This window comes from Variovorax restrictus, from assembly GCF_051216715.1.
Classification (GTDB): Bacteria; Pseudomonadota; Gammaproteobacteria; order Burkholderiales; family Burkholderiaceae_C; genus Variovorax.
Window position 1 is genome coordinate 2,565,045 of the sequence record NZ_JBPJZH010000001.1, and the last position, 24,040, is coordinate 2,589,084.

The window sequence follows — 24,040 nt, forward strand, 5'->3', positions numbered from 1 at the left end:
TGTTTCCGCATGTCCACTGTCTTCAACTTCACCTTCGTGCCCTGGTTCCGCTCGGTCGCGCCCTACATCCACACGCACCGTGGCAAAACCTTCGTGGTGGGGCTGACTGGCGAGGCGATCGCCGCGGGCAAGCTGCAGAACATCGCGCAGGACCTCGCGCTGATCCAGTCGATGGGCGTCAAGGTGGTGCTGGTGCACGGCTTCCGCCCGCAGGTGAACGAGCAGCTGCGCGCCAAGGGCCACGAGGCGAAGTACTCGCACGGCATGCGCATCACCGACGAGGTGGCGCTCGACTCGGCGCAGGAGGCCGCGGGCCAGCTGCGCTACGAGATCGAGGCCGCCTTCAGCCAGGGCCTGCCGAACACGCCGATGGCCGGCTCGACGGTGCGCATGATTTCCGGCAACTTCATCACCGCCCGCCCGGTGGGCGTGATCGACGGCGTCGACTTCAAGCATTCGGGCCTGGTGCGCAAGGTCGATGCCTCGGGCATCCGCCGCACGCTCGATTTCGGCGCGATGGTGCTGATGTCGCCTTTCGGCTTCTCGCCGACCGGCGAGGCCTTCAACCTCACGATGGAAGAAGTCGCGACCAGCGTGGCGATCTCGATCCAGGCGGACAAGCTGATCTTCCTGACCGAGATCCCAGGCATCCGCATGGACAGCGAGTTGCCCGAGAGCGAGGACAACCCGATCGACACCGAGCTCCCGTTGGACGCGGCGCGCAAGCTGCTCGCCACGCTGCCGCCGGCCCAGCGCCCGACCGACACCGCCTTCTACCTTCAGCACTGCGTGAAGGCCTGCGAGGCGGGCGTGGAGCGCAACCACATCCTGCCCTTCGCGGTCGACGGCTCGCTGCTGCTCGAGGTGTACGTGCACGACGGCATCGGCACGATGGTGATCGACGAGAAGCTCGAGTCGCTGCGCGAGGCGACGGCCGACGACATCGGCGGCATCCTGCAGCTGATCGAGCCCTTCGAGCGCGACGGCACGCTGGTCAAGCGCAGCCGCACCGAGATCGAACGCGACGTCGCCCAGTACACCGTGATCGAGCACGACGGCGTGATCTTCGGCTGCGCGGCGCTCTATCCCTACCCCGAGGCGAAGACGGCCGAGATGGCCGCGCTCACGGTGTCGCCGCATTCGCAGGCGCAGGGCGACGGCGAGCGCATCTTGAAGCGCGTGGAGCAGCGCGCCCGCGCGATGGGCCTGGACAGCATCTTCGTGCTGACCACCCGCACCATGCACTGGTTCATCAAGCGCGGCTTCGTGCTGGTCGACCCCGATTGGCTGCCCGAAGCGCGCAAGAAGAAATACAACTGGGACCGAAAGAGCCAGGTCCTCGTCAAGAAGTTCAAGTAGATCCTGATGAATCCACTCCTCGCCAAGCTGCAGCCCTACCCCTTCGAGCGGCTGCGCAAGCTCTTCGCGGGCGTCACGCCCAACGCCGACTTCAAGCCGATCAGCCTTGGCATCGGTGAACCGAAGCATCCGACACCGGCCTTCATCCGGCAGGCGCTGACCGATGGGCTCGCGGGCCTGGAGGCCTACCCGGCGACCGCGGGCGACCTCAAACTGCGTGAAGCCTTCACCGGCTGGCTGCAGCGCCGCTACGGCGTGGCAGTCGACGCGGCCACGCAGGTGCTGCCGGTCAACGGGTCGCGCGAGGCGCTGTTCGCCCTGACGCAGACGGTGGTCGACCCGAGCGGCCCGGTGCCCCCCGTGGTGATCTCGCCCGACCCGTTCTATCAAATCTACGAGGGCTCCACGCTGCTCGCGGGCGCCGAGATCGTCTATGTGCCCAGCGTGCCCGAGCGCAACTTCGCGGTCGACTGGGACAGCGTGCCCGAGGACGTCTGGGCGCGCACGCAGTTGATCTTCGTCTGCTCCCCCGGCAATCCGACCGGCGCCGTGATGCCGCTGGACGAATGGCGCAAGCTCTTCGCGCTGTCGGACCGCCACGGCTTCGTGATCGCGTCCGACGAGTGCTACAGCGAGATCTATTTCCGCGACGAGCCGCCACTGGGCGGCCTGGAAGCAGCCGCGCAACTCGGTCGCACCGACTTCAAGAACTTGGTCATGCTGACCTCGCTGTCCAAGCGCAGCAACGTGCCGGGCCTGCGCAGCGGCTTCGTGGCGGGCGACGCCGAGATCATCAAGGCCTTCCTGCTCTATCGCACGTACCACGGCAGCGCCATGGGCGGCGCGGTGGCGGCCGCCAGCGTCGCGGCCTGGGGCGACGAGGCGCATGTGGTCGAGAACCGGACGATGTACCGCGCCAAGTTCGCGGCGGTCACGCCGATGCTCGAGGCCGTGATGGATGTGCGCCTGCCCGACGCGGCCTTCTACCTGTGGGCCGGCGTGCCTGCGGCGTGGAATGGCGACGACCAGGCCTTCGCCCTTGAGCTCTACGCTCAATACAATGTGACGGTGCTGCCCGGCAGCTTCCTGGCGCGCGAGGTCGGCGGTGAAAACCCAGGCCGAGGCCGCGTCCGCATGGCCCTCGTGGCCGGCACCGACGAGTGCACCGAAGCCGCCCGCCGCATCGTTGATTTCATCCAGAACCGAGCCCTTTCATGACCCAACAACTCCAGCAGACCATCGACGCCGCGTGGGAAGACCGCGCCAACCTTTCGCCCGCCCAGGCCTCCGCCGAAGTGCGCGAAGCGGTCGAGCACGTGATCAGCGAACTCAACAACGGCAAGCTGCGCGTGGCCACCCGCGAATCGGTCGGCCAGTGGACCGTGCACCAGTGGATCAAGAAGGCGGTGCTGCTGTCGTTCCGACTGAAGGACAACGAGCAGATCCAGGCCGGCTCGCTCGGCTTCTACGACAAGGTGCAGACCAAGTTCTCGCACCTGTCGGCCGCCGAACTCAAGGAAGCCGGCGTGCGCATCGTGCCGCCGGCCGTGGCCCGCCGCGGCAGCTACATCGCCAAGGGCGCGATCCTGATGCCCAGCTACGTGAACATCGGCGCCTATGTGGGCGAAGGCACGATGGTCGACACCTGGGCCACCGTCGGTTCGTGCGCGCAGATCGGTGCCAACTGCCACCTGTCGGGCGGCGTCGGCATCGGCGGCGTGCTCGAGCCGCTGCAGGCCGGCCCGACCATCATCGAAGACAACTGCTTCATCGGCGCCCGCTCCGAAGTGGTCGAAGGCGTGGTGATCGAAGAAAACTCGGTGCTGTCGATGGGCGTCTTCATCGGCCAGAGCACCCCCATCTACGACCGTGCGACCGATTCCGTGAGCTACGGCCGCGTGCCCGCCGGCTCGGTGGTGGTGGCCGGCAACCTGCCCAAGCCGGGCGGCAAGTACAGCACCTATGCGGCCATCATCATGAAGAAGGTCGACGCCAAGACGCGCTCGACCACCAGCCTGAACGACCTGCTGCGCGACTGACCTGCCCGACCGCCGCACCGGCGGTCTTTTTTTGGCCCCGCCCGAACCGCCCGAGGAGTGAGAAAACGATGAGCACGATGGAACGCATCCTTCGACTGATGGCGGAGCGCAAGGCGTCCGACATCTACCTCTCGGCCCACTCCCCGGCGCTGATCCGCATCAACGGCAACTGCGTGCCGATCAACGCCCAGGTGCTGCCGCCCGAGGCGCCACTGGGCCTGCTGGCGGAGGTGGTGCACCAGAGCCGCATCGCCGAGCTCGAGCGCACCGGCGAGCTCAACATGGCGATTCAGCTCGAGGGCGCGGGGAACTTCCGCATCAGCGCGATGCGCCAGCGCGGCAGCTACGCGGTGGTGGTGCGGCACATCGCATTGACGATCCCGTCCTTCGACGATCTGCACCTGCCGGACATCCTCAAGACGCTCATCATGGAGCGGCGCGGGTTGATCCTGATGGTGGGCGCCACCGGCGTCGGCAAGTCGACCACGCTCGCCTCGATGCTCGACTACCGCAACGAGAACGCCACGGGCCACATCCTCACCGTCGAGGAGCCGATCGAGTTCACCTACACGAACAAGAAGTCGATGGTGAATCAGCGCGACGTGGGCAGCGACACGCAGTCGTTGCAGGTCGCCCTGAAGAACGCGCTGCGCCAGGCGCCCGACGTGATCCAGATCGGCGAAATCCGCGACCGCGAGACCATGACGGCGGCCATCGCCTACGCGCAATCGGGCCACCTGTGCGTGGCCACGCTGCATGCCAACAACAGCTACCGTGCGCTCAACCGCATCCTGAGCTTCTACCCGGTCGAGGTGCGGCCCACGCTGCTGGGCGACCTGTCGAGCGCGCTGCGCGCCATCGTCGCGCAACGCCTGCTGCGCACGCCCAAGGGCGAACGCTGGCCGGCGATGGAGGTGATGCTGAACACCGCCCTCATCGCCGAGATGATCGAGAAGGGCGATTTCTCCGCCGTCAAGGAAGCCATGGAGCAATCGATGGCCGAGGGCTCGCAGACCTTCGAGGAAGACATCGCGAAGCTCGTGACCGAAGGCCGCGTCACCCGCGAGGAAGGCCTGTCGCAGGCCGACTCACCCACCAACCTGATGTGGCGCCTGCAGAACCGCCAGGCGGCACCGGCCAAGCGCGACGAAGACCGCGCGCTGATGGCACAGGAAGAAGAACCCAGTTTCACAGACATAACCCTCGACGTGCGCCACTGATTTCTGAAGATGTCCCGAACCCTCCAACTCGCCGAACACCTCATCTCCCGCCCGTCGGTCACGCCCGACGACGCCGGCTGCCAGCAGATCCTGGGCGAGCGTCTCGCCGCGCTGGGCTTTCGCCTCGAGACCATCGAGAGCGGGCCGACAGATTTCCGCGTGACCAACCTGTGGGCCGTGCGACCCGGCGCGGCCGGCAGCAAGACCCTGGCCTTCGCCGGCCACACCGACGTGGTGCCGACCGGCCCGCTCGACCAGTGGGCCAGCCCGCCCTTCACGCCCACGCACCGCGGCGGCAAGCTCTACGGTCGCGGCGCCTGCGACATGAAGACCTCGCTCGCCGCCTTCGTGGTGGCCATCGAGGAGTTCCTGGCCGCCACGCCCGACCCGCAGCTCACGCTGGCGCTGGTGCTGACCAGCGATGAAGAAGGCCCCGGCGTCGACGGCACCGTCATCGTGTGCAACACGCTGGCCGCACGCGGCGAGGCGATCGACTACTGCATCGTCGGCGAACCGACCTCGGTGGCGCGCTGCGGCGACACGATCAAGAACGGACGCCGCGGCACGATGAGCGGCAGGCTCACCGTGCATGGCGTGCAGGGCCACATCGCCTACCCTCACCTGGCGAAGAACCCGGTGCATGCGTTCGCGCCGGCGCTGGCCGAACTGGTCGCCATCAACGCGGCCGGTGGCTGGGATGCGGGCAATGCCTTCTTCCAGCCGACCAGCTGGCAGATCAGCAACATCCACGCGGGCACTGGCGCCAGCAACGTGATCCCGGGCAGCGCGGTGATCGACTTCAACTTCCGCTTCTCGACCGAATCCACGCCCGAATCGCTGCAGCAGCGCGTAAAGGCAGTGCTCGATGCGCACGGCGTCGACCACGCGCTGGCGTGGACGGTCGGCGGCCTGCCCTTCCTCACGCAGCCGGCCGAGCTGGTCGACGCGGTGCAGCAGGCCATCGAGGCCGAGACCGGCATCACCACCGAACTCTCGACCAGTGGCGGCACCAGCGACGCGCGATTCATCGCCAAGATCTGCAGGCAGGTCATCGAACTCGGCCCGGTCAACGCCAGCATCCACAAGATCGACGAGCACATCGACGTCGATGCGATCGAGACGCTGAAGAACATCTACCGGCGCGCCATCGAGGCGCTCGACGCGCGGGCGGCGGCATGAGCACGGTCAACGACGACACACGCACCGTCATCCAGCTCATCGACGCCGGCGCCAAGCAACTGACCGAGGCCGGCGTCGCCTTCGGCCACGGCACCGACAACGCCTTCGACGAGGCCGTCTGGCTGGTGCTGTGGCAGCTGCGCCTGCCGCTCGACGACCTCGATGCGGTGGCCGATCGCCCGGTGTCCCTCGGCGACCAGGCGCGCGTCGATGCGCTGATCGCCACCCGCATCCTGACCCGCAAGCCGGCTGCCTACCTCACCAAGGAAGCCTGGCTGCAGGGTGTGCCCTTCTACGTCGACGAGCGCGCCATCGTGCCTCGCAGCTTCATCGCCGAACTGCTGATCGACGGCAGCATCGACTACTGGCTGGGCGAACACACGCGCCAGGTGCTCGACCTGTGCACCGGCAACGGCAGCCTGGCCGTGCTGGCCGCCATGACCTACCCGGACGTGGCCGTCACGGCCGCCGACATCTCAACCGAGGCGCTCGAGGTCGCGGCGATCAACGTCACGCGGCACACGCTCGACAGCCGCATCACGCTGGTCGCATCCGACGGCATGGCCGCCCTGCCCGGCCCGTGGGACCTGATCCTCTGCAACCCGCCCTACGTCAACGCCGACAGCATGGCGGCGCTGCCGGCCGAATACCAGGCCGAGCCGGCACTGGCGCTGTCGGGCAATGCGGCCGGCGGCACCGACGGCATGGACTTCATCCGGCAACTGCTCGCCGGTGCGCCCGAGCGCATGAGCGAACGCGCGGTGCTGGTGCTTGAGATCGGCAATGAGCGGCCGCACTTCGAGGCGGCCTTCCCGACGCTCGAAGCGGTGTGGCTGGAAACGTCGGCCGGCGAGGACCAGGTCCTGCTGCTGACGCGCGACGCGATCGTCGCGGCGCGCTCTTAGCGGGCGTCCATGGCGGTCCTGCTCGACGTTCGCATCCCGCGCACGCTCGACGCCTGGGTGACGGAGCTGTGTCGGTCGCCCATTGCGGGCACCCGGGTCGAAGGCTGGCTCTTCGAAGGCCGCGCCGCACGCCGACGCGCCGAGGCCCGACTGGCCACCGTCGGCATCGCGGCCCGGCTGCGCAGCGCCTACAAGCCACTGGTCCATCACTTCCTGGAAGAGGTCGAGCGCGCACAACTCACCCACGTCACGGTGCACTGCCCGGTGCACCCGAGCGCTTCGCCACGCCGCTTCCGGCTCGAGGCCTATCCACTGGCCGAGATGCTGGGGCGTGCGACGCTGCGCTTCGAGATGCAGCCGGCCTCCGACGCCTTGCCCGCGTACCGCATCGACCTACAGTGGCGCGATGGCCGCCAGCGCACCGACCATGTCCTGGCCCCGAACCACATCCACGTGGATGCGCTCGGCGAAACGCTGCTGTCGCCCACGGCCTGGCTGCGGGTGCAACGACCCGGTGAGACCTCGCAGGAAGGCCCCCGCGAATCGGAACATCAGGAAGTCTTCCGCCGCGCCATCGAGGGGGTGCAGCAGCACCCTTGGCCCGAGGCCGAGCCGTACTTCGAGCGCCTCGACCTGCGCGTCGACCTGCCCGGCATCGCCCATGCGCCAGCGCGCGAAAGCGAGTGGATGAACAGCCGCGAGGCGCTGCACGAGGACCTGTACTTCAGCCTGATGGAGCTGTTCCTGCGCCGCAGCGGCCGGCCGCCCGGCGACCGCCGATTGCAGCCGGGCCAGATCGTGCCGGACGTGCGCGCCGGCCGCGGCGACGCGCGCCTGCGCATCGTGGTCGGGCCTTACCTCGCGCACCAACCCGCGTACGCGGTGGACGACGCCGTGTCGCTGGAGCGCAGCCCCTCGCCGCTCGCGCCCGAGCGCATCGCCGCCGAGTTGGCCCGTGTGCCCGGTGATCGCTTCCTCGCAAGAACCCGCGAAGGCCGCACGGTGCACGGCGTCCACCACGCCGGCCAAGGCCCCGCCGTGCTGATCAGCGGCGCGCAGCACGCGAACGAGACCTCCGGCGTGGTCGGCGCTCTGCGTGCGGCGCACCAGCTCACCGCGCAGGGCGCCCACTTCGCATTGATCCCGGTCGAGAACCCCGACGGCTACGCCCTGCACCGCACCCTGTGCGCCCACGCGCCGCGCCACATGCACCATGCGGCCCGCTACACGGCGCTGGGCGACGACCTGGAATACCGGGATGCGCCGCCCTGGTATGAGCGCGAAGCCCGCGAACAGGGCCTGACGCTGTCGGGCGCGCAGCTGCACCTGAACCTGCACGGCTACCCAGCGCACGAGTGGACTCGGCCCTTCAGCGGCTACATTCCGCGCGGCTTCGAGGCATGGATGCTGCCCAAGGGCTTCTTCCTGATCCTGCGCCACCACGCGGGCTGGGGCGACCAGGCGCGCGCGCTGGCCGAGCACGTCTGCCGGCGGCTCGCCGAGCGGCCGGCGCTCATGGCCTTCAACGCGCGGCAGCTCGCCAGCTACAATGCGCATGCCAGCGATCTACCGTTCGAGCTCCTCCACGGCACGGCCTGCATGATCAGCGAAGTCGACCGTCCGGGCCCGCCCCTGACACTGATTTCCGAGTTTCCCGACGAAACGATCCACGGCGACCCCTTCATCCTTGCCCACGACACCCAGACCGCGACGGTTCTGGCCGCCGTCGAAGCCCTGGGCCTCATTTCGTTTCGCCCATGATCACTCTCAAGAACGTCGTCCTGCGCCGCAGCGCCAAGCTGCTGCTCGATGGCGCCAACGCCACCATCAACCCCGGCGAACGGGTCGGCCTGGTGGGCCGCAACGGCGCGGGCAAGTCGACGCTGTTCGCATTGTTCAACCGCACGCTGCACGAAGACGGCGGCGATTTCTTCCTGCCCAAGCAATGGCGCATGTCGCAGGTGGCGCAGGACATGCCCGAAACCGACGAAGGCGCGTCCGCCTTCGTGGTCGGCGGTGACACCCGGCTGGTCGAACTGCGCGACGCGCTTGCGACGATCGAAACCGCCTACACAGAGAACCCCGACGACGGCGACCTCGGCATGGCGCTGGCCCATGCCTACACCGACCTGGCCGACGCCGGCGAACATGACGCCGTGCCGCGCGCGCAGGCGCTGATCCTCGGCCTCGGCTTCAAGACGCACGAGCTCGACGCACCGGTCAGCAGCTTTTCCGGTGGCTGGCGCATGCGCCTGCAATTGGCCCGCGCCCTGATGTGCCCGAGCGATCTGCTGCTGCTCGACGAACCCACCAACCACCTGGACCTGGACGCACTCGTCTGGCTGGAAGCCTGGCTGCAGAAGTACGAAGGCACGATGATCGTCATCAGCCACGACCGCGAGTTCCTCGACGCGGTGACCAACGTCACGCTGCACGTCGCCAACGCCCAGCTCACGCGCTACGGCGGTAACTACAGCAAGTTCGAAGAAATGCGCGCGCTGCAGATGGAGCAGCAACAGGCCGCCTTCGGCAAGCAGCAGGAAAAGATCGCCCACCTGCAGAAGTTCATCGACCGCTTCAAGGCCAAGGCCAGCAAGGCCAAGCAGGCGCAGAGCCGCGTCAAGGCGCTCGAGCGCATGGAAAAGGTCGCGCCGCTGCTGGCCGAAGCCGACTTCACCTTCGAGTTCAAGGAGCCGGGCAACATCCCGAATCCGATGCTGTCGATCACCCAGGCGAGCTTCGGCTACGTGGTCGACGACGTGCCCAAGACCATCCTGACCAACGTGAGCAAGTCGGTGCAGGCGGGCCAGCGCATCGGCATCCTGGGCGCCAACGGCCAGGGCAAGTCCACGCTGGTGAAGACCATCGCACGCGAAATGGGCGCGCTGGCCGGCACCGTGACCGAAGGCAAGGGCCTGAACATCGGCTACTTCGCGCAGCAGGAACTCGACGTGCTGCGCCCGCAGGACAATCCGCTCGAACACATGGTGCGCATGGCGCGCGAACTGGGTGCCGCGGCCAAGGAACCGACCGGCGAGCAGGCGCTGCGCGGCTTCCTCGGCAGCTTCAACTTCAACGGCGACATGGTGAAGCAGCCGGTCGGCACGATGAGTGGCGGCGAAAAGGCCCGGCTGGTGCTCGCCATGATGGTCTGGCAACGCCCCAACCTGCTGCTGCTGGACGAGCCCACCAACCACCTGGACCTCGCCACCCGCGAAGCCCTGGCTGTGGCATTGAACGAGTTCGAAGGCACGCTGATGCTGGTGAGCCACGACCGCGCCCTGCTGCGCTCGGTGTGCGACGAATTCTGGATGGTCGGCCGCGGCGGCGTGACCGACTTCGACGGCGACCTCGACGACTACCAACGCTACCTGCTCGAAGAGGCCAAGCGCCTGCGCGAGGAAGCCAAGGAAGCCGTGCGCAAGGCCAGCGAACCCGTCGCAGCACCCGCACCGGCCGTGGCCAAGCAGGATGCCGCGCAAGGCCGGCAGCAACGCAGCGAGCAAGCGAAGCCGCTCAAGCGCGAGATCGCGCAGATCGACGAGCGCCTGGCCGAAGCCGGCACGGCCAAGGCCGTCATCGAGGCCCGGCTGGCGCAGACCCTGCCGGCCGCCGAGATCGCCGAAGCCGGCAAGCGGCTGAAGGCGCTCAATGAAGAAATCGAGAAGCTTGAGGAACGCTGGATGACGATTTCGGGTCAACTGGAAGCCCTTGCTGCCTGAAATGACCTAACACCGGCGCCCGACAGGAGTACCCCGCACCATGCCGTCTGCCATCGAACTTGCCCAAGGCGACCCGGCGCTGATCGCAGCGGTGCAGCGCAGCCGGAAGTTGATCGCACGCAAGGCCCTGCTGGCAGCGGCCGCCAGCGCGGTGCCCCTGCCCGGCATCGACTGGGCGGCGGACGCAGCACTGCTCTCGCGCCTGGTGCCGCAGATCAGCGCCGAGTTCGGCCTGTCGGTGACCCAGGTCGAAACGCTGGCGCCGCAGCAGCGCGAGCGCATCCAGAAGGCCGCCACCACCGTCGGCGCTCTGCTGGTCGGCCGCCTGGTGACGCGCGATCTGCTGATCGCACTCGCCAAGCATGCGGGCCTGCGGCTGACCACGAAGCAGGCGACGAAGTACGTCCCTGTCGCCGGCCAGATCATCTCCGCGAGCCTGGGCTACGCCGCGCTGCGCGCGCTTGGCGAGCAGCACATCAAGGACTGCGTAAAGGTCGCCCGGGCCGTGCAATTCGCCTTGCCGTCCCCCATGGACGCGAGACCGCTCGCCCGAGAAAACCCTGACGCCAAAAGATCTCCTTTCTGGAAACGACTCGGTTTCTCCTCCCAAAAGTAATGCGTCGGAATTCATCGGCGACTGGCCGGTGACACGTTTTGGGAACTTGCATGACGTATGTGACTGCTTGTTAATTCACCCCGTGCTACCCTCACCGCACCGTCCCCAAAGACGTTGCAGCAGCAGCGAGCGGGGACCGAGATTGGCGGAGGAAACGGATGAACGACGCAGACCTTGCCGCCTCCATCGAGCGGCTGATGGCCCGGGTCGATTACTACTTGCATTGCGAATTGGATGAGGAATACGAGCACGACCGGCCGGATTCCGCGCGCATGCAACTGGAAGTCGCCCTCCGGGACGAATTGCTTCGCGCCAGCGCTATCGGCCTCGTGACATCGATGGCATCGACAGCACGCGCAGGCCTGGGTGGTGCTGACCTGAATTCCTGAACGTCGTCGTGTTTCGTCGCTTCGGCGCGGGGCACATCAGCCTCGACACGCGTGAAAAGAAAAAGCCCTGACCACTGCAATGCGGTCAGGGCTTCATTCGCCGATGAAATTGGTGGGACGTGCGGGGGTCGAACCCACGACAAACGGATTAAAAGTCCGCTGCTCTACCAACTGAGCTAACGTCCCGGATCGATCTTGCTGTCGATGTTCCTGGGTCTTGCCGGTGTGTCGACGCCAGCAAAGCCTACGATTATAGCGTGGCCCGAAGGGCAATCTTGTCGAGTACCCAGCCGGCCGCACATTGCCCGAAGGTGGCTGTGACGCTCACGACCGAGCCATAGCCGTGGCAGTTGAGCGAGCCGTCGCCCTCGATGGCACACGACGCGTCCGGCGGCGCGACACTTTCCCGGCTGAAGACACAAGCCACGCCGATCTTTTTCCCATCACGCGGCGCGCCATGCAGCTTGCGCAACCTGTTGCGCGCTTGCGCCAGCAAAGGGTCGTGGGTGGTGAGCGAAAGGTCGTCGATCTCGACCTTGTGCGCGAGGCGCTTGCCACCTGCGGCGCCGACGGTGACGAAACACGTTCGGGTCGACCGAGCCCAGGCGGCCATGGTCACCTTAGCGCGGACCTGGTCACACGCGTCGATGACGGCCGTGAGCGGACCGTTCGCAGCCTCAGCCGCCGCTACTTGAAGGAGCCAGTTATCCGGCTCGACAAAGTCGTCGATCGCCAATACGTGACAGTGGGGGTTGATCTGCGCGATCCGCTCGCGCATCGCTTCGACCTTGGCTTGCCCAACGGTCGACTCGAGTGCGTGGATCTGGCGGTTGATGTTCGATTCGGCGATGTGATCGAGATCGACCAGCGTGAGCCGCCCTACGCCGCTGCGGGCGAGCGCCTCGACGGCCCAGGAACCGACGCCGCCGATGCCGGCCACCAGCACATGTGCATCACGAATGCCCTGAGCGCCGACTACGCCGTAAAGGCGTTCGAGCCCGCCGAAACGGCGTGCCACGTCGGGCTCGGAAACGGAAAGGGGCGCAAGCGCCGCGGCGTCCATGGGCGCAGCGCCTGCGGTTACTTCAGGCGCGACAGACGTTCGCGGCCGGCCTGCGCGGCTTCGGACTGCGGATAGGCCTTGGTCAGGTCTTCCAGCGTGCGGCGAGCCGCGCGCGTGTCCTTCAGCTCGATCTGGCAGTTGGCGATGGACAGCACCGCCTCGGGCGCCTTCGCATGGTCGGGTGCTAGCGACAGCATCGACCGAAAATTAGCGATCGCTTCGTTGTAGTTGCGGGTCGCGTACTGCGCATTGCCCAACCAGAACAGCGCCGACGGCGTGTAGCCGCTTTGAGGGTAGCGCTTGACGAACTCGGCGAAAGCCGTTTGCGCCTGCGCGAACTGGCCGCCGCGGAACACGCCTAGCGCCGCATCGAAGTCGGCCTTCTCACGCGGATCGGCGGTGAACTCGCGACCGTCGACCGACACCTTACCCGGCTCGTTTTTCTTGAGCCGGTCATCGATGTCCGTCTGGCGCTGCTGCAGTTCAGAGACGGTGCGCGCGAGTTGCTCGTTCTGCCCCGTCATACGCTGCATGTCGCCACGCATCGTTTCGATCTGGTTCTGCAGGTCGAGCAGGCTGCGGCGCAGCTGGCCGTTCTCGTCGGTCAGCCGCTGCTCGCTTTGCACGCGCATGGCCTCGACACGCTGACGCAATTCGAGGATGGCGCGGCGCGCCTCGTCATCCTCGAACAGCGCTGCGTTGGCGCCAAGCGACGTGCAAACCAGCAGCGCTGCGAGCGCCGCGTGGCGCAAATCGAATGCGCGTGTCATCAACGGTAGGTGATCTCGGCGCGGCGGTTCTGCGCCCAGACGGATTCGCCGCTGCCCGTGGCCGCTGGCTTTTCCTTGCCGAAGCTCACGGCCTCGACCTGGTTGTCGCTGATGCCCAGCAGGTTCAGCGAGCGGCGCACGGCTTCCGAACGCTTCTGACCGAGGGCCAGGTTGTATTCGCGGCCGCCGCGTTCGTCGGTGTGACCTTCGATCGAGATGCGACGCTGAGGGTTGGCCTTCAGGAAGCGAGCGTGGCCGTCGATGAGCGACTGGTACTCCGGCTTCAGGGTGTAGCTGTCGTAGTCGAAGTACACGATGCGTGCAACGCCGACCGGGCCCTGCGCCGTACCGGCATTCGGGTCGATGGTAACAGGGGCCACACCGCTGGCTGCACCGCTGCTGCCTTGGCCCGCGCCGCCCGAACGGTCCACCACCGGGGTGTCGTTCAGCTTGGTACCGGACGAGCAACCGGCGATCAGGGCCACGATGGCCAGCGAATAAATCGTGCGTTTCAACATTACAGACTCCTCAAGTTAATCTAATCATTGCTTTTGGAACGGACCCCAGTCCGGTTCCCGGATATCTCCGGCCTGCCCGGCCAAACGGGCCTTGATCTTGCCGTCGAGCGTGGTGGTCATCAGCGCCTCGCGCCCCCCGAGCTGCGTGGCATAGACAATCAGCTTGCTGTTCGGGGCAAAACTGGGGTTTTCGTCGGCGGTGGTGTCGGTGATCGCGGTCACATTGCCGCTCGCCAACTCCATCACATGCAATTTGAAGGCCCCGCCCACGCGGGAAATGTAGGCCAACCACCGGCCGTCACCGCTGACAGACGGTGAGATGTTGTAAGAACCGCTGAAGGTCACGCGCGTCGGCGAACCACCGTTGGCGCCCATCTTGTAGATCTGGGGCGCGCCGCCGCGGTCGCTCACGAAGTAGATCGTGCTGCCGTCGGCCGAGAAGGTCGGCTCGGTGTCGATGCTGCTGCTCTGCGTGAGCCGGCGCGGCTCGCCGCCGCTCGCAGCGATGGTGAAGAGCTGCGACCCGCCGTCGCGGCTGAGCGTCACGGCCAGCGAATTGCCGTCGGGCGCCCACGCGGGCGCGCTGTTCGAACCGCGGAAGTTCGCCAGCAGACGACGTTGGCCACTGGAGACGTTATGCACGTAGACGACCGGCTTGCGCGACTCGAAGGACACATAGGCCAGCTGCGACCCGTTGGACGACCAGGTGGGCGAGATGATGGGCTCGGGGCTGGCGAGGGCCGCCTGCGCGTTCTCGCCATCGGCGTCGGCCACCCACAGGTTGTAGCGACTGCCCGCCTTCGTCACGTAGGTGATGCGGGTCGAGAAGATGCCCTTCTCGCCGGTCAGCTTCTCATAGACGTAATCTGCGATGCGATGCGATGCGAGCCGCAGGTCGCCTTGCGGCACGGTGTAGCTCTGCCCGCCCAGGTCTTGCCCGCGTACCACGTCCCACAGGCGGAAGCGCACGTCGAAGCGGCCATCGGCCAGCTTGGTGACGCTGCCGACCACCAGGGAATCGGCGGTGCGCTGGCGCCACAGGGTGAGGTCGGGGCGTGAGGCCTCGTCCAGGGCCTGGCCGGACGCATCGACGCCTCGGAATTGACCACTGCGTTCGAGGTCGGCCTGCACGATCGCCGAGATTTTCTGCGGCGACGCATCCTGACCCTTGAACGGCACGAGTGCGATGGGCAACTGCGTCAGGCCCACGCCCGACACCTCGACCCGAAATTGGGCGAGCGCAGGAACGAGGGGGCTGGCCGCCATGGCGGCCACCAGCGCGCGCCGGGCGTTGAACGATGAAGAAGAAGGCAAAGGAAATACGGGCAACGGCTTATTCATGCAGTTCGGAGAGTTTCGCGGCGACAAAGTTTCACGGATGGATCACAGGTGTCGGCAGCCCGCGATGGTACACATTGCCAAACCGCAATTCGTGACGAAGGCCAAATACATCAGCGTGGTCCTACAAAGAAGAGGTGAAACACCCACCCGTAGAATCCGCCGCCATGCAGTCTTCCCCCTCCGGCGATATCGCGCGGCCTCCCCTGACGCGACGCCTCGCCCGACTGATGTCCTGGTTCGGCGGCTCGCGGCGGTGGTGGTCATTGGCCATTGGCGCGGCGCTGATCGCCGCCTTGACCGAACCCCTGATGCCTGCGCTGTTGAAGCCCCTGCTCGATCGCGGCTTCACCCGCGGGCAGCTTGCGCTGTGGATGGTGCCGGCCGCCATCATCCTGCTGTTCGCGGTGCGCGGGCTCGCACAGTTCGTCTCGCAGTACGCGCTCGCGCGCATCGCCAACGAGGGCATGCAACGCCTGCGGCGCGTGCTCTTTCAACGCCTGCTGTCGGCCGAGCTCGCGCTCTTTTCACGGCAGTCGGCCAGCACGCTGTCGAACACCATCGTCTACGAGGTGCAGACCGGCTCCATGCTGCTGGTGCAGGCCCTGCTCGGCCTCACGCGCGATGGTTTCACGCTGGTCGCCCTGCTTTTCTATCTCGTCTACTTGAACTGGAAACTCACGCTGATCGTCGGTCTGCTGGTGCCCGGGGTTGCGTGGATCATGAAGGCGCTTTCCAAGCGGCTCTATCGCCTCACGCGTCTGGGCCAGACCGCCACTGACGACCTCGCCTACGTCGTCGAAGAGAACGTGCTGGCGCACCGCATGGTGCGGCTGCACGGCGCCGAATCCAGCCAGACGAGGCGCTTCGAGCAACTCAGCCAGACCCTCAACCGCCTGGCGGTGAAGTCGACCATCGCCTCTGCCGCGATGACGCCGCTCACCCAGTTGCTGGCCGCCGTCGCGCTGTCGGTGGTCGTGATGATCGCGCTGTGGCAGAGCAGCGAACAGGGGCTGACGGTCGGCAGCTTCGTCGCCTACATCACGGCGATGCTGATGCTGATCGCGCCGATCCGACGGCTCGCCGACATGGCCAACCCGATCACCCGCGGGCTGGCCGCGCTGGAGCGCGGCGTGGCGCTGATCGACGACGTGGCGTCCGAAGTGCAAGGCGGCTTCTCTCTGCCGCGCGCGGAGGGCCGCATCGAATTGCGCGAGGTCGAGGTGCGTTACCGGGGTGAGGACGAGGCACCCGCGCTCGACCGCGTCAGCCTCTCGATCGCGCCGGGCGAGGTGGTCGCCTTCGTCGGCCCTTCGGGCTCGGGCAAGACCACGCTGGTCAACCTGTTACCGCGCTTCGTGCTGCCCACCGCGGGCGAGGTGTCGGTCGACGGCCACGAGGTCGGCGGCTGGCAACTGGCCAGCCTGCGCAGCCAGTTCGCGATGGTCAGCCAGGACGTGGTCATGCTCAACGACACCCTCGCCGCCAACGTCGCTCTGGGCGCCGAAATCGACCGCGAACGCGTGCTGGCCTGCGTCGCCGCTGCCAATCTGTCGGACCATGTGCAGGGACTGCCGCAAGGCATCGACACGGTGCTCGGCCACAACGCGACGCAGCTGTCGGGCGGCCAGCGACAGCGTCTGGCCATCGCCCGCGCGCTGTACAAGGATGCGCCAGTGCTCTTGCTCGACGAGGCGACCTCCGCGCTTGACACCGAATCCGAACGGCTGGTGCAGGACGCCCTGCAACGGCTGATGCAGGGCCGCACCACGCTGATCGTGGCGCACCGCCTGTCGACCATCCAGCACGCCGACCGCATCGTGGTGATGGAGCGCGGCCGCATCGCCGAACAGGGCAGCCATGCGCAGCTGATGGCGCTCGACGGCCTCTATGCGCGGTTGCAGACACGCGCCGTCAGTACGGCGCCACCCGGACAGGTGCCGACGCTCTAACCGCCTCTACAGTAAGACGATATCGAACTGGCCTTGGCCCATCGCGGGCTCGGATTGCAGCGAGATCGGCTTGCCGATGAAGTCGCTCAGCCCGGCCAGGTGCTGGCTTTCTTCGTCGAGCAGCAGCTCGATCACCTGCGGTGCCGCGACGATGCGGAACTCGCGCGGCGTGAACTGCCGCGCCTCGCGCAGGATTTCGCGCATCACGTCGTACGCAGCCGTGCGCGCGGTCTTGACGATGCCCTGCCCGCCGCAGGCCGCGCAGGGCTCGCACAGCATGTGGGCCAGCGATTCGCGGGTGCGCTTGCGCGTCATCTCGACCAAGCCCAGCGGCGAGAAACCGCCGGCGCTGGTCTTCACGCGGTCGCGCGCGAGCTGCTTGCGGAACTCGGCCAGCACCTGCGCGCGGTGGTCGTCGCGCACCATGTCGATGAAGTCGACGATGACGATGCCGCCGAGATTGCGCAGCCGGAGTTGCCGCGCGATGGCCTGCGCGGCTTCGAGGTTGGTCTTGAAGATGGTGTCGTCGAAATTGCGGGCGCCGACGAAGCCACCTGTGTTCACATCGACGGTGGTCAGCGCTTCGGTCTGGTCGACCACCAGGTAGCCGCCCGACTTGAGGTCCACGCGCCGGCCCAGCGCCTTGGCGATTTCCTCGTCGATGGCATACAGGTCGAAGATCGGCCGTTCGCCCTTGTAGTGCTGCAGCTTGCCGGCCGCCTGCGGCATGAACTCGAGGCCGAACTTCAGCAGCACGTCGAACTGTTCGCGCGAATCGATGCGGATGGTCTGCGTCTCTTCGCTGGTCATGTCGCGCAACACGCGCTGCAGCAGGCTCAGGTCCTGGTGCAACAGCGACATCGGCGGCAGCCGCGTCGACATGTCGCGGATGCGGGACCAGGTCTTGCGCAGGTAGGCGATGTCCTCGGCCAGTTCAGCGTCGGCAGAATCTTCGCCGTTGGTGCGCAGGATGAAGCCCCCGGTGTTGGCCGGCACCGTGCCGCCGCTGTCGGCCGCCGCAGCGGCATCGATCAGCGTCTGCATGCGCTTGCGCAGGCTCTCGCGCTGGTCGAGCGGGATCTTCTGCGACACGCCCACGTGGTTGTCCTGCGGCAGAAAAACCAGCAACCGACCCGCGATGCTGATCTGCGTCGACAGCCGCGCGCCCTTGGTGCCGATCGGGTCCTTGATCACCTGCACCAGCAGCGACTGGCCTTCGAAGACCTGCTTCTCGATCGGCACGATGGCACCGCCGCTGCGGTGCTCGCGGTCGGGCGCCTGCGTGGTGGGGCGAGAACCGGGCGTGAAGGGCGCGACGATGTCGGCCACATGCAGGAAGGCGGTGCGTTCCAGGCCAATGTCGATGAAGGCCGACTGCATGCCGGGCAGCACGCGCGACACCTTGCCGAGGTAGACATTGCCCACCAGGCCGCGCTCGAGCGTGCGTTCGACGTGCAGCTCCTGCACGGCCCCATGCTCGACCAGCGCAACCCGGGTCTCCTGCGGCGACCAGTTGATCAGTATGTCTTGCATGCGTGTTTCTGACGTGGGCGCTTAGAGCTTCAGACCGGCCTGCCGCAGCAGCGTGGCCGTCTCGAACAGGGGGAGACCCATGATGCCCGAATAGGAGCCGCTGATGTGTTCGACGAAGGCCGCAGCCGCGCCCTGAATGCCATAGGCGCCGGCCTTGCCGAGCGGCTCTCCGCTGGCGGCGTAGCGGGCGATCTGCGCGCGGGTCATTGGTGCGAAGCGCACGCGCGAGACGCTCAGGGCGGCGTGGCGCCGGCGCCCCTGCTGCACCGCGACCGCCGTGAGCACGCGGTGCGTGCGGCCGGCGAGCTGCGCCAGCATGCGCTCGGCATCGCGCGCGTCCTCCGGCTTGCCGAGGATCGTGCGCCCGAAGGCCACCGTGGTGTCGGCGCAAAGGATCGGCGCAGCAGGGAGCATCAACCGGCGATGCCGCGCCACCGCCGCATCGAGCTTGAGCCCGGTCACGCGCTGCACGTAGGCCGATGGCGCCTCGCCGGGCCGCACCGCTTCGAGGGCTTCCGCGTCCTCGTCGGGCGCGGCCAGCAACAGTTCATGCCGCACGCCCAGCTGGCCCAGCAACTGGGCGCGACGGGGGCTCTGCGACGCGAGGAAGATAAATGGATCGCTCATTCGCGGTGGTACGGGTGACCGGCATTGACCGACCAGGCGCGGTAGAGCTGTTCAACCAGCAGCACGCGCGCCATGGCATGCGGCAGCGTGAGGTCGGACAGGCGGATGCGTTCGTGCGCGGCGGCCTTGAAGGCCGGGTCGAGCCCGTCGGGCCCACCGATGACCAGTGCCACGTCGTCGCCCTCGAGCTGCCAGTTCTGCAACCGCGTGGCCAGTGCCTTGGTGGTGAGTGCGGTGCCGCGCTCGTCGAGCGCCACGATGCGCATGCCCTTGCCGATGGCGGCATCGATGCGCTCGCGCTCGGCGGCATACAGCGTGTCGAGCGTCTTCGAGCCACGGGGCTCGGTCTTGACGGCGCGCAGTTCGAGCTTGAGTTCTGGTGGGAAGCGCTTGGCGTAGTCGTCCCAGGCGGTCTGCGCCCAGTCGGGCATGCGCTGCCCGACCGCGACCACCAGCAGCTTCATTTGCTGCGCGGAGCGGCGGCCTTGCGCGCGGGCGCCTTCTTGGCTGCGGCCTTCTTCGCGGGCGCGCCGATCTTCTTCACCGGGACCTTCTTGGCGGGTGCGGCACCCGAGGCGCTCGTCTTGCGTGCGGGCGCGCGGGACGTCTTCCGGGCGGCCGGCTTGGCCTTGAGCTTCTCGGCCTTGGCCTCCTGCTCGGCGGCACGGATGGCGGTCTTGGCGGCGCTTGCACGGCGCAGCGACGTGACCGGCTTCTCCGCCTTGTCGGCCTTCTTGTCCTTCGGGGCGCTGCTGTCGGCGCTCACCGCGGCCGGCTTGGCCGCACCGAGCTTGAGCCGGACCGGCTTGTCGCCCCAGATTTCCTCGAGGTGGTAGTACTGACGGATGGCCGGCTGCATGATGTGCGCCACCGCCGCACCGCAGTCCACGATGATCCACTCGCCGTTGTCCTCGCCCTCGATGCGCGGCTTGGGAAAGCCCGCCTCACGCACCGCGTCGCGCACGCTGGAGGCCAGCGCCTTGGTCTGGCGGTTCGAGGTGCCCGACGCGACGATCACCCGCTCGAACAGCGGCGACAGATGCTCGGTATCGAAAACCTGGATGTCCTGCGCCTTGACGTCTTCGAGCCCATCGACGATGGCTCGCTGGAGTTTCTGGGTGTCTTTCTTGGCGGCGGCTTCAGTGGTCATCAGGCGGAGGCGTAGAGGTGGTGTTGGTCAATATAGCGCGCAACGGCAGGGGGAACCAGCGCAGCGATGTCCTCCCCACGGGCAATGCGGGCACGGATGTCCGTCGCACTGGTGTCCATCGGGGGAAGTTCGAGCGTTTCGAAGCGCGCGCCGGCCGGCAGGCCGGGCAGCGTCCGCGGATCGAAGCGGCACGCCGATCCGTCGGAGCGGGCGGATTCTAACCGCTCAGCTATGGAAACAATAGCAATGCCCAGGATCTCCTGCCAGCCGTGCCAGGTCGGCAGGGCCGCCGCCTGGTCGCTGCCCATGATGAGCACCGGCTGGGCTTGGGGAAATTCGCGCTTCAGCTCACGCAGTGTGTCGAGGGTGTAGGTCGGGCCGGCGCGCTTCACTTCGCGCGCGTCCACCGTCACCCGCGGGATGCCGCCGAAGGCCTGTTCGGCCATCGCCAGCCGGTCTGCCGCCGGGCTGAGCGTGCGCGTCTTGTGCCAGGCATCGCCGGTCGGGAAGATGCGCAGTTCGTCCAGCCGCAACTGCGCCAGCGCGGCCTCGACCAGCGCGACGTGCGTGCGATGCGGCGGGTCGAAGGCACCGCCGAAGACGCCCAGCCGCGTCGGCTTCAGAGCCATTCGCGGCGCACGATGAAGTCGTGGTACAGCGCCGCCTCGGGCGTGCCCGGCGCGGGCACCTGCTGGTAGGCCCAGCTCGCCTGCGGCGGCATCGACAGCAGGATCGACTCGGTGCGCCCACCCGACTGCAGGCCGAAATGCGTGCCGCGGTCCCACACCAGGTTGAATTCGACGTAGCGGCCGCGCCGGTACAGCTGGAAGGCGCGCTCGCGCTCGCCGTAGGGCGTGTCGCGCCGGCGCTCGACGATCGGGAAGTACGCCGGCAAAAAGCCGTCGCCCACCGCGCGCAGCATGGCGAAGCTGTCGTCGAAGCCGAGTTCGGAGAAGTCGTCGAAGAAGACGCCGCCGATGCCGCGCTGCTCGTTGCGATGCTTGAGGAAGAAATACTCGTCGCACCAGGTCTTGAAGCGCGGGTACTTGTCATCGCCGAAAGGTGCCAGCGCATCGCGGCAAGTCCGGTGGAAGTGCACCGCATCGTCCTCGAAGCCGTAGATCGGCGTGAGGTCCATGCCGCCACCGAACCAGCAGACCGGCGTGCCGCCTTCGGGCAGCGCCGCGATCATGCGCACGTTCATGTGGACGGTGGGCACGTAGGGGTTGCGGGGGTGGAACACCAGCGACACGCCCATGGCCTCGAAGGGCGCGCCGGCCAGTTCGGGCCGGTGCTGCGTCGCCGAAGGGGGCAGCTTCGGCCCACGTACCTGCGAAAAGCCGCAGCCCGCGCGCTCGAACAGCGCGCCGCCTTCCAGGATGCAGGTGAGACCCCTGCCCTGGAGCATCTCGTCCGGTGCCTTCTGCCAGGCGTCGCGCACCACCGTGCCGCCGTCGGCCACTTCGACGGCGGCCATGATGTGCCCCTGCAGGCCGCGCAGGTAGTCGCCGACGACGGCCGGGTCGACCTGCATCAGCCGTTGCGCGCAGCAAGCGCGCGGTAGCCGATGTCCTTGCGATACTGCACGCCGTCGAAGCGCACCTGGGCCGCGACCTCGTAGGCGCGCTGTTGCGCGAGCTTGACGTTGTCGGCCAGGACGGTGACGCACAGCACGCGGCCGCCGCTGGTCGTGAGCTCGCCGCCGTCGAGTGTCGTGCCCGCGTGGAACACCATCGCGTCGGGCGCCTCGGCCGGGATGCCGGCGATGCGGTCGCCCTTGCGCGGCGATTCGGGGTAGCCATGCGCCGCCAGCACCACGCCCAGCGCGACGCGCCGGTCCCACTGCAACTCGACCTGATCGAGCGTGCCGTCGGTGGCGTGCCAGAAGACCTCGAACAGATCGGACTTGAGCCGCATCATGATCGGCTGCGTCTCGGGGTCGCCCATGCGGCAGTTGAATTCGAGCGTCTTCGGCTGTCCGGCCGCATCGATCATCAGGCCGGCGTACAGGAAGCCGGTGAACGGGATGCCGTCCTTCTCCATGCCGCGGATGGTCGGCAGAATGATCTCGCGCATCGCCTTGGCATGCACCTCGGCCGTGACCACCGGTGCGGGCGAGTAGGCGCCCATGCCACCGGTGTTGGGGCCTTCGTCGTTGTCGAGCAGGCGCTTGTGGTCCTGGCTGGTGGCCATGGCGGCGACGTTCTTGCCGTCGCACATGACGATGAAGCTGGCCTCCTCGCCCTGCAGGAATTCCTCGATGACCACCCGCGCGCCGCCCGCGTTGTGGGCCACGCCGAACTTGTTGTCGACCAGCATGAAGTCGATGGCGTCGTGCGCCTCCTGCACCGTCATCGCCACCACCACGCCCTTGCCGGCCGCCAGACCGTCGGCCTTGACGACGATCGGCGCGCCCTTGGCGTCGACATAGGCATGGGCCGCAGCCGCATCGGTGAAGGCCTCGTACTCGGCGGTCGGGATCTTGTGGCGCTTCATGAAGGCCTTGGAGAAGGCCTTGGAGCTTTCGAGCTGCGCGGCTGCCTGCGTCGGGCCGAAGATGCGCAGCCCGTGCGCGCGGAATTCGTCGACCACGCCGGCCGCCAGCGGGCCTTCGGGGCCGACCACCGTCAACACGATCTTTTCCTTCTGCGCCCATTCGCGCAGCGCCACCGGGTCGGTGAGGTTCACCGTCTCGAAACGCCGATCATTCGCCGTGCCACCGTTGCCCGGTGCCACGTACAGCTTGGACACGCGTTCGGACTGGGCCAGGCGCCAGGCCAGGGCGTGTTCGCGGCCACCGCCGCCGATCACCAATGTCTTCATTCGGAGATCACCGCGTTGTGAAAGACGTCTTGGACATCGTCGAGGTCTTCGATGATGTCCAGCAGCTTCTGCATCTTCGCACCCTCCTCGCCCGACAGCTCGATGGTGTTCTCGGCCCGCATGGTGACTTCGGCCATGTCCGGCGTCAGGCCCGCGGCTTCGAGCGCGTTCTTCACGGCCTCGAAGTCGGCGACGGCGGTGAGCACCTCGATGGCGCCGTCTTCGTCGGTCACTACGTCCTCGGCACCGGCCTCGAGCGCGACCTCCATCACCTTGTCTTCGTCGGTGCCCGGTGCAAAGACGAACTGCCCGCAATGCTTGAACTGGAAAGCCACCGAGCCTTCGGTGCCCATGTTGCCGCCGTGCTTGGAGAACGCATGACGGACCTCGGCCACGGTGCGCACCCGGTTGTCGGTCATGGTGTCGACGATGATCGCCGCGCCCCCGATCCCGTACCCCTCGTAACGAATTTCTTCGTAGTTGACGCCTTCGAGGTTGCCCGTGGCCTTGTCGATGTTGCGCTTGACCGTATCGATCGGCAAGTTGACCGCCTTGGCCTTCTCGACCGCCAGCCGCAGCCGCGGGTTGGCGCTCAGGTCTGCGCCGCCGGCACGTGCGGCCACGGTGATCTCACGGATGGCGCGGGTCCAGAGCTTGCCGCGCTTCTCGTCCTGCCGTCCCTTCCGGTGCTGAATGTTCGCCCATTTGCTGTGTCCGGCCATGGCTTTCTTCTCTCGCTGTCGTGTGTTGTCAAAGCAGCCACGAGTTTACTGTCCGGCGCACACAACGCTCGGCCACATCAGGGCCGGACGCCGTATGCTTTTGGGGATAATCCGC

Annotated in this window: 23 protein-coding genes and 1 tRNA gene; 11 read left to right on the forward strand and 13 right to left on the reverse strand. The window is 67.3% G+C overall.

The window, feature by feature from the left end; all coding sequences use genetic code 11:
* Positions 1–9 precede the first annotated feature (9 nt).
* The 10 genes from argA (at position 10) to ACSFA0_RS12150 (ending at position 11,429) form a co-directional block, all read left to right on the forward strand.
* Positions 10–1,359, forward strand: a complete 1,350-nt coding sequence (argA, locus tag ACSFA0_RS12105; RefSeq protein ID WP_435450416.1) for an amino-acid N-acetyltransferase — start codon at positions 10–12, stop codon at positions 1,357–1,359.
* A gap of 6 nt (positions 1,360–1,365) precedes the next feature.
* Complete coding sequence (gene dapC, locus ACSFA0_RS12110) at positions 1,366–2,577, forward strand: succinyldiaminopimelate transaminase (protein ID WP_435450417.1); 1,212 nt, start codon at positions 1,366–1,368, stop codon at positions 2,575–2,577.
* The gene (dapD, locus tag ACSFA0_RS12115) at positions 2,574–3,398 is read left to right on the forward strand and encodes a 2,3,4,5-tetrahydropyridine-2,6-dicarboxylate N-succinyltransferase (protein ID WP_068632812.1); all 825 of its coding nucleotides are present in this window, start codon (positions 2,574–2,576) and stop codon (positions 3,396–3,398) included. The genes dapC and dapD overlap by 4 nt, the downstream gene beginning before the upstream one ends.
* 68 nt (positions 3,399–3,466) lie before the next feature.
* Entirely contained in the window at positions 3,467–4,618 is a 1,152-nt protein-coding gene (locus tag ACSFA0_RS12120) for a PilT/PilU family type 4a pilus ATPase (RefSeq protein ID WP_435450418.1), read from the forward strand.
* A gap of 9 nt (positions 4,619–4,627) precedes the next feature.
* Positions 4,628–5,797 carry a succinyl-diaminopimelate desuccinylase gene (gene dapE / locus ACSFA0_RS12125; protein ID WP_435450419.1) on the forward strand — a complete coding sequence of 390 codons (1,170 nt, stop codon included), beginning with the start codon at positions 4,628–4,630 and terminating at the stop codon, positions 5,795–5,797.
* Complete coding sequence (prmB, locus tag ACSFA0_RS12130; protein WP_435450420.1) at positions 5,794–6,702, forward strand: 50S ribosomal protein L3 N(5)-glutamine methyltransferase; 909 nt, start codon at positions 5,794–5,796, stop codon at positions 6,700–6,702. Before dapE ends, prmB begins: the two co-directional genes overlap by 4 nt.
* Before the next feature lie 9 nt (positions 6,703–6,711).
* Complete coding sequence (locus ACSFA0_RS12135) at positions 6,712–8,463, forward strand: M14 family zinc carboxypeptidase (RefSeq protein ID WP_435450421.1); 1,752 nt, start codon at positions 6,712–6,714, stop codon at positions 8,461–8,463.
* Positions 8,460–10,424: an ABC-F family ATP-binding cassette domain-containing protein gene (locus ACSFA0_RS12140; protein ID WP_435450422.1), complete on the forward strand. Its 1,965-nt coding sequence runs from the start codon at positions 8,460–8,462 to the stop codon at positions 10,422–10,424. Before ACSFA0_RS12135 ends, ACSFA0_RS12140 begins: the two co-directional genes overlap by 4 nt.
* A 40-nt stretch (positions 10,425–10,464) precedes the next feature.
* Positions 10,465–11,040, forward strand: a complete 576-nt coding sequence (locus tag ACSFA0_RS12145) for a hypothetical protein (RefSeq protein ID WP_435450423.1) — start codon at positions 10,465–10,467, stop codon at positions 11,038–11,040.
* A 158-nt stretch (positions 11,041–11,198) separates the two neighbouring features.
* Entirely contained in the window at positions 11,199–11,429 is a 231-nt protein-coding gene (locus ACSFA0_RS12150) for a hypothetical protein (RefSeq protein ID WP_435450424.1), read from the forward strand.
* A 110-nt stretch (positions 11,430–11,539) separates the two neighbouring features.
* On the opposite strand, the gene ACSFA0_RS12155 is transcribed toward ACSFA0_RS12150, so the two are convergent.
* The 5 genes from ACSFA0_RS12155 to tolB form a co-directional block, all read right to left on the reverse strand.
* Positions 11,540–11,615, reverse strand: a tRNA-Lys gene (locus ACSFA0_RS12155).
* A gap of 64 nt (positions 11,616–11,679) precedes the next feature.
* Entirely contained in the window at positions 11,680–12,492 is an 813-nt protein-coding gene (locus ACSFA0_RS12160) for a tRNA threonylcarbamoyladenosine dehydratase (RefSeq protein ID WP_435450425.1), read from the reverse strand.
* A gap of 17 nt (positions 12,493–12,509) precedes the next feature.
* Positions 12,510–13,262: a tol-pal system protein YbgF gene (gene ybgF / locus ACSFA0_RS12165; protein ID WP_435450426.1), complete on the reverse strand. Its 753-nt coding sequence runs from the start codon at positions 13,260–13,262 to the stop codon at positions 12,510–12,512.
* Positions 13,262–13,780 (reverse strand): peptidoglycan-associated lipoprotein Pal, encoded by a 519-nt coding sequence (gene pal / locus ACSFA0_RS12170; RefSeq protein WP_435450427.1) that lies wholly within the window; start codon positions 13,778–13,780, stop codon positions 13,262–13,264. Before pal ends, ybgF begins: the two co-directional genes overlap by 1 nt.
* Positions 13,781–13,804: 24 nt before the next feature.
* Positions 13,805–15,046 (reverse strand): Tol-Pal system beta propeller repeat protein TolB, encoded by a 1,242-nt coding sequence (tolB, locus tag ACSFA0_RS12175; protein ID WP_435450963.1) that lies wholly within the window; start codon positions 15,044–15,046, stop codon positions 13,805–13,807.
* A gap of 239 nt (positions 15,047–15,285) precedes the next feature.
* On the opposite strand from tolB, the gene msbA reads away from it, so the two are divergent.
* Positions 15,286–17,070 (forward strand): lipid A export permease/ATP-binding protein MsbA, encoded by a 1,785-nt coding sequence (msbA, locus tag ACSFA0_RS12180; RefSeq protein ID WP_435450428.1) that lies wholly within the window; start codon positions 15,286–15,288, stop codon positions 17,068–17,070.
* A 6-nt stretch (positions 17,071–17,076) separates the two neighbouring features.
* Here msbA and rng read toward each other — a convergent pair whose 3' ends face one another.
* The 8 genes from rng to ACSFA0_RS12220 are packed head-to-tail and all read right to left on the reverse strand — an operon-like array spanning position 17,077 to position 23,925.
* The gene (gene rng, locus ACSFA0_RS12185; RefSeq protein ID WP_435450429.1) at positions 17,077–18,603 is read right to left on the reverse strand and encodes a ribonuclease G; all 1,527 of its coding nucleotides are present in this window, start codon (positions 18,601–18,603) and stop codon (positions 17,077–17,079) included.
* 21 nt (positions 18,604–18,624) lie between these two features.
* Positions 18,625–19,230 carry a Maf family protein gene (locus ACSFA0_RS12190; RefSeq protein ID WP_435450430.1) on the reverse strand — a complete coding sequence of 202 codons (606 nt, stop codon included), beginning with the start codon at positions 19,228–19,230 and terminating at the stop codon, positions 18,625–18,627.
* On the reverse strand, positions 19,227–19,694 hold the full coding sequence (gene rlmH / locus ACSFA0_RS12195) for a 23S rRNA (pseudouridine(1915)-N(3))-methyltransferase RlmH (RefSeq protein ID WP_435450431.1): 468 nt from the start codon (positions 19,692–19,694) through the stop codon (positions 19,227–19,229). Before rlmH ends, ACSFA0_RS12190 begins: the two co-directional genes overlap by 4 nt.
* A complete protein-coding gene (gene rsfS / locus ACSFA0_RS12200; protein ID WP_435450432.1) occupies positions 19,691–20,380 on the reverse strand; it encodes a ribosome silencing factor in 690 nt (229 codons plus the stop codon). Before rsfS ends, rlmH begins: the two co-directional genes overlap by 4 nt.
* Positions 20,380–21,009, reverse strand: a complete 630-nt coding sequence (gene nadD, locus ACSFA0_RS12205; protein WP_435450433.1) for a nicotinate (nicotinamide) nucleotide adenylyltransferase — start codon at positions 21,007–21,009, stop codon at positions 20,380–20,382. Before nadD ends, rsfS begins: the two co-directional genes overlap by 1 nt.
* A complete protein-coding gene (gene hemF / locus ACSFA0_RS12210; RefSeq protein ID WP_435450434.1) occupies positions 21,000–21,914 on the reverse strand; it encodes an oxygen-dependent coproporphyrinogen oxidase in 915 nt (304 codons plus the stop codon). Before hemF ends, nadD begins: the two co-directional genes overlap by 10 nt.
* The gene (purD, locus tag ACSFA0_RS12215) at positions 21,914–23,203 is read right to left on the reverse strand and encodes a phosphoribosylamine--glycine ligase (protein ID WP_435450435.1); all 1,290 of its coding nucleotides are present in this window, start codon (positions 23,201–23,203) and stop codon (positions 21,914–21,916) included. Before purD ends, hemF begins: the two co-directional genes overlap by 1 nt.
* Positions 23,200–23,925, reverse strand: a complete 726-nt coding sequence (locus ACSFA0_RS12220; protein WP_435450436.1) for a YebC/PmpR family DNA-binding transcriptional regulator — start codon at positions 23,923–23,925, stop codon at positions 23,200–23,202. Before ACSFA0_RS12220 ends, purD begins: the two co-directional genes overlap by 4 nt.
* Positions 23,926–24,040: the final 115 nt, after the last annotated feature.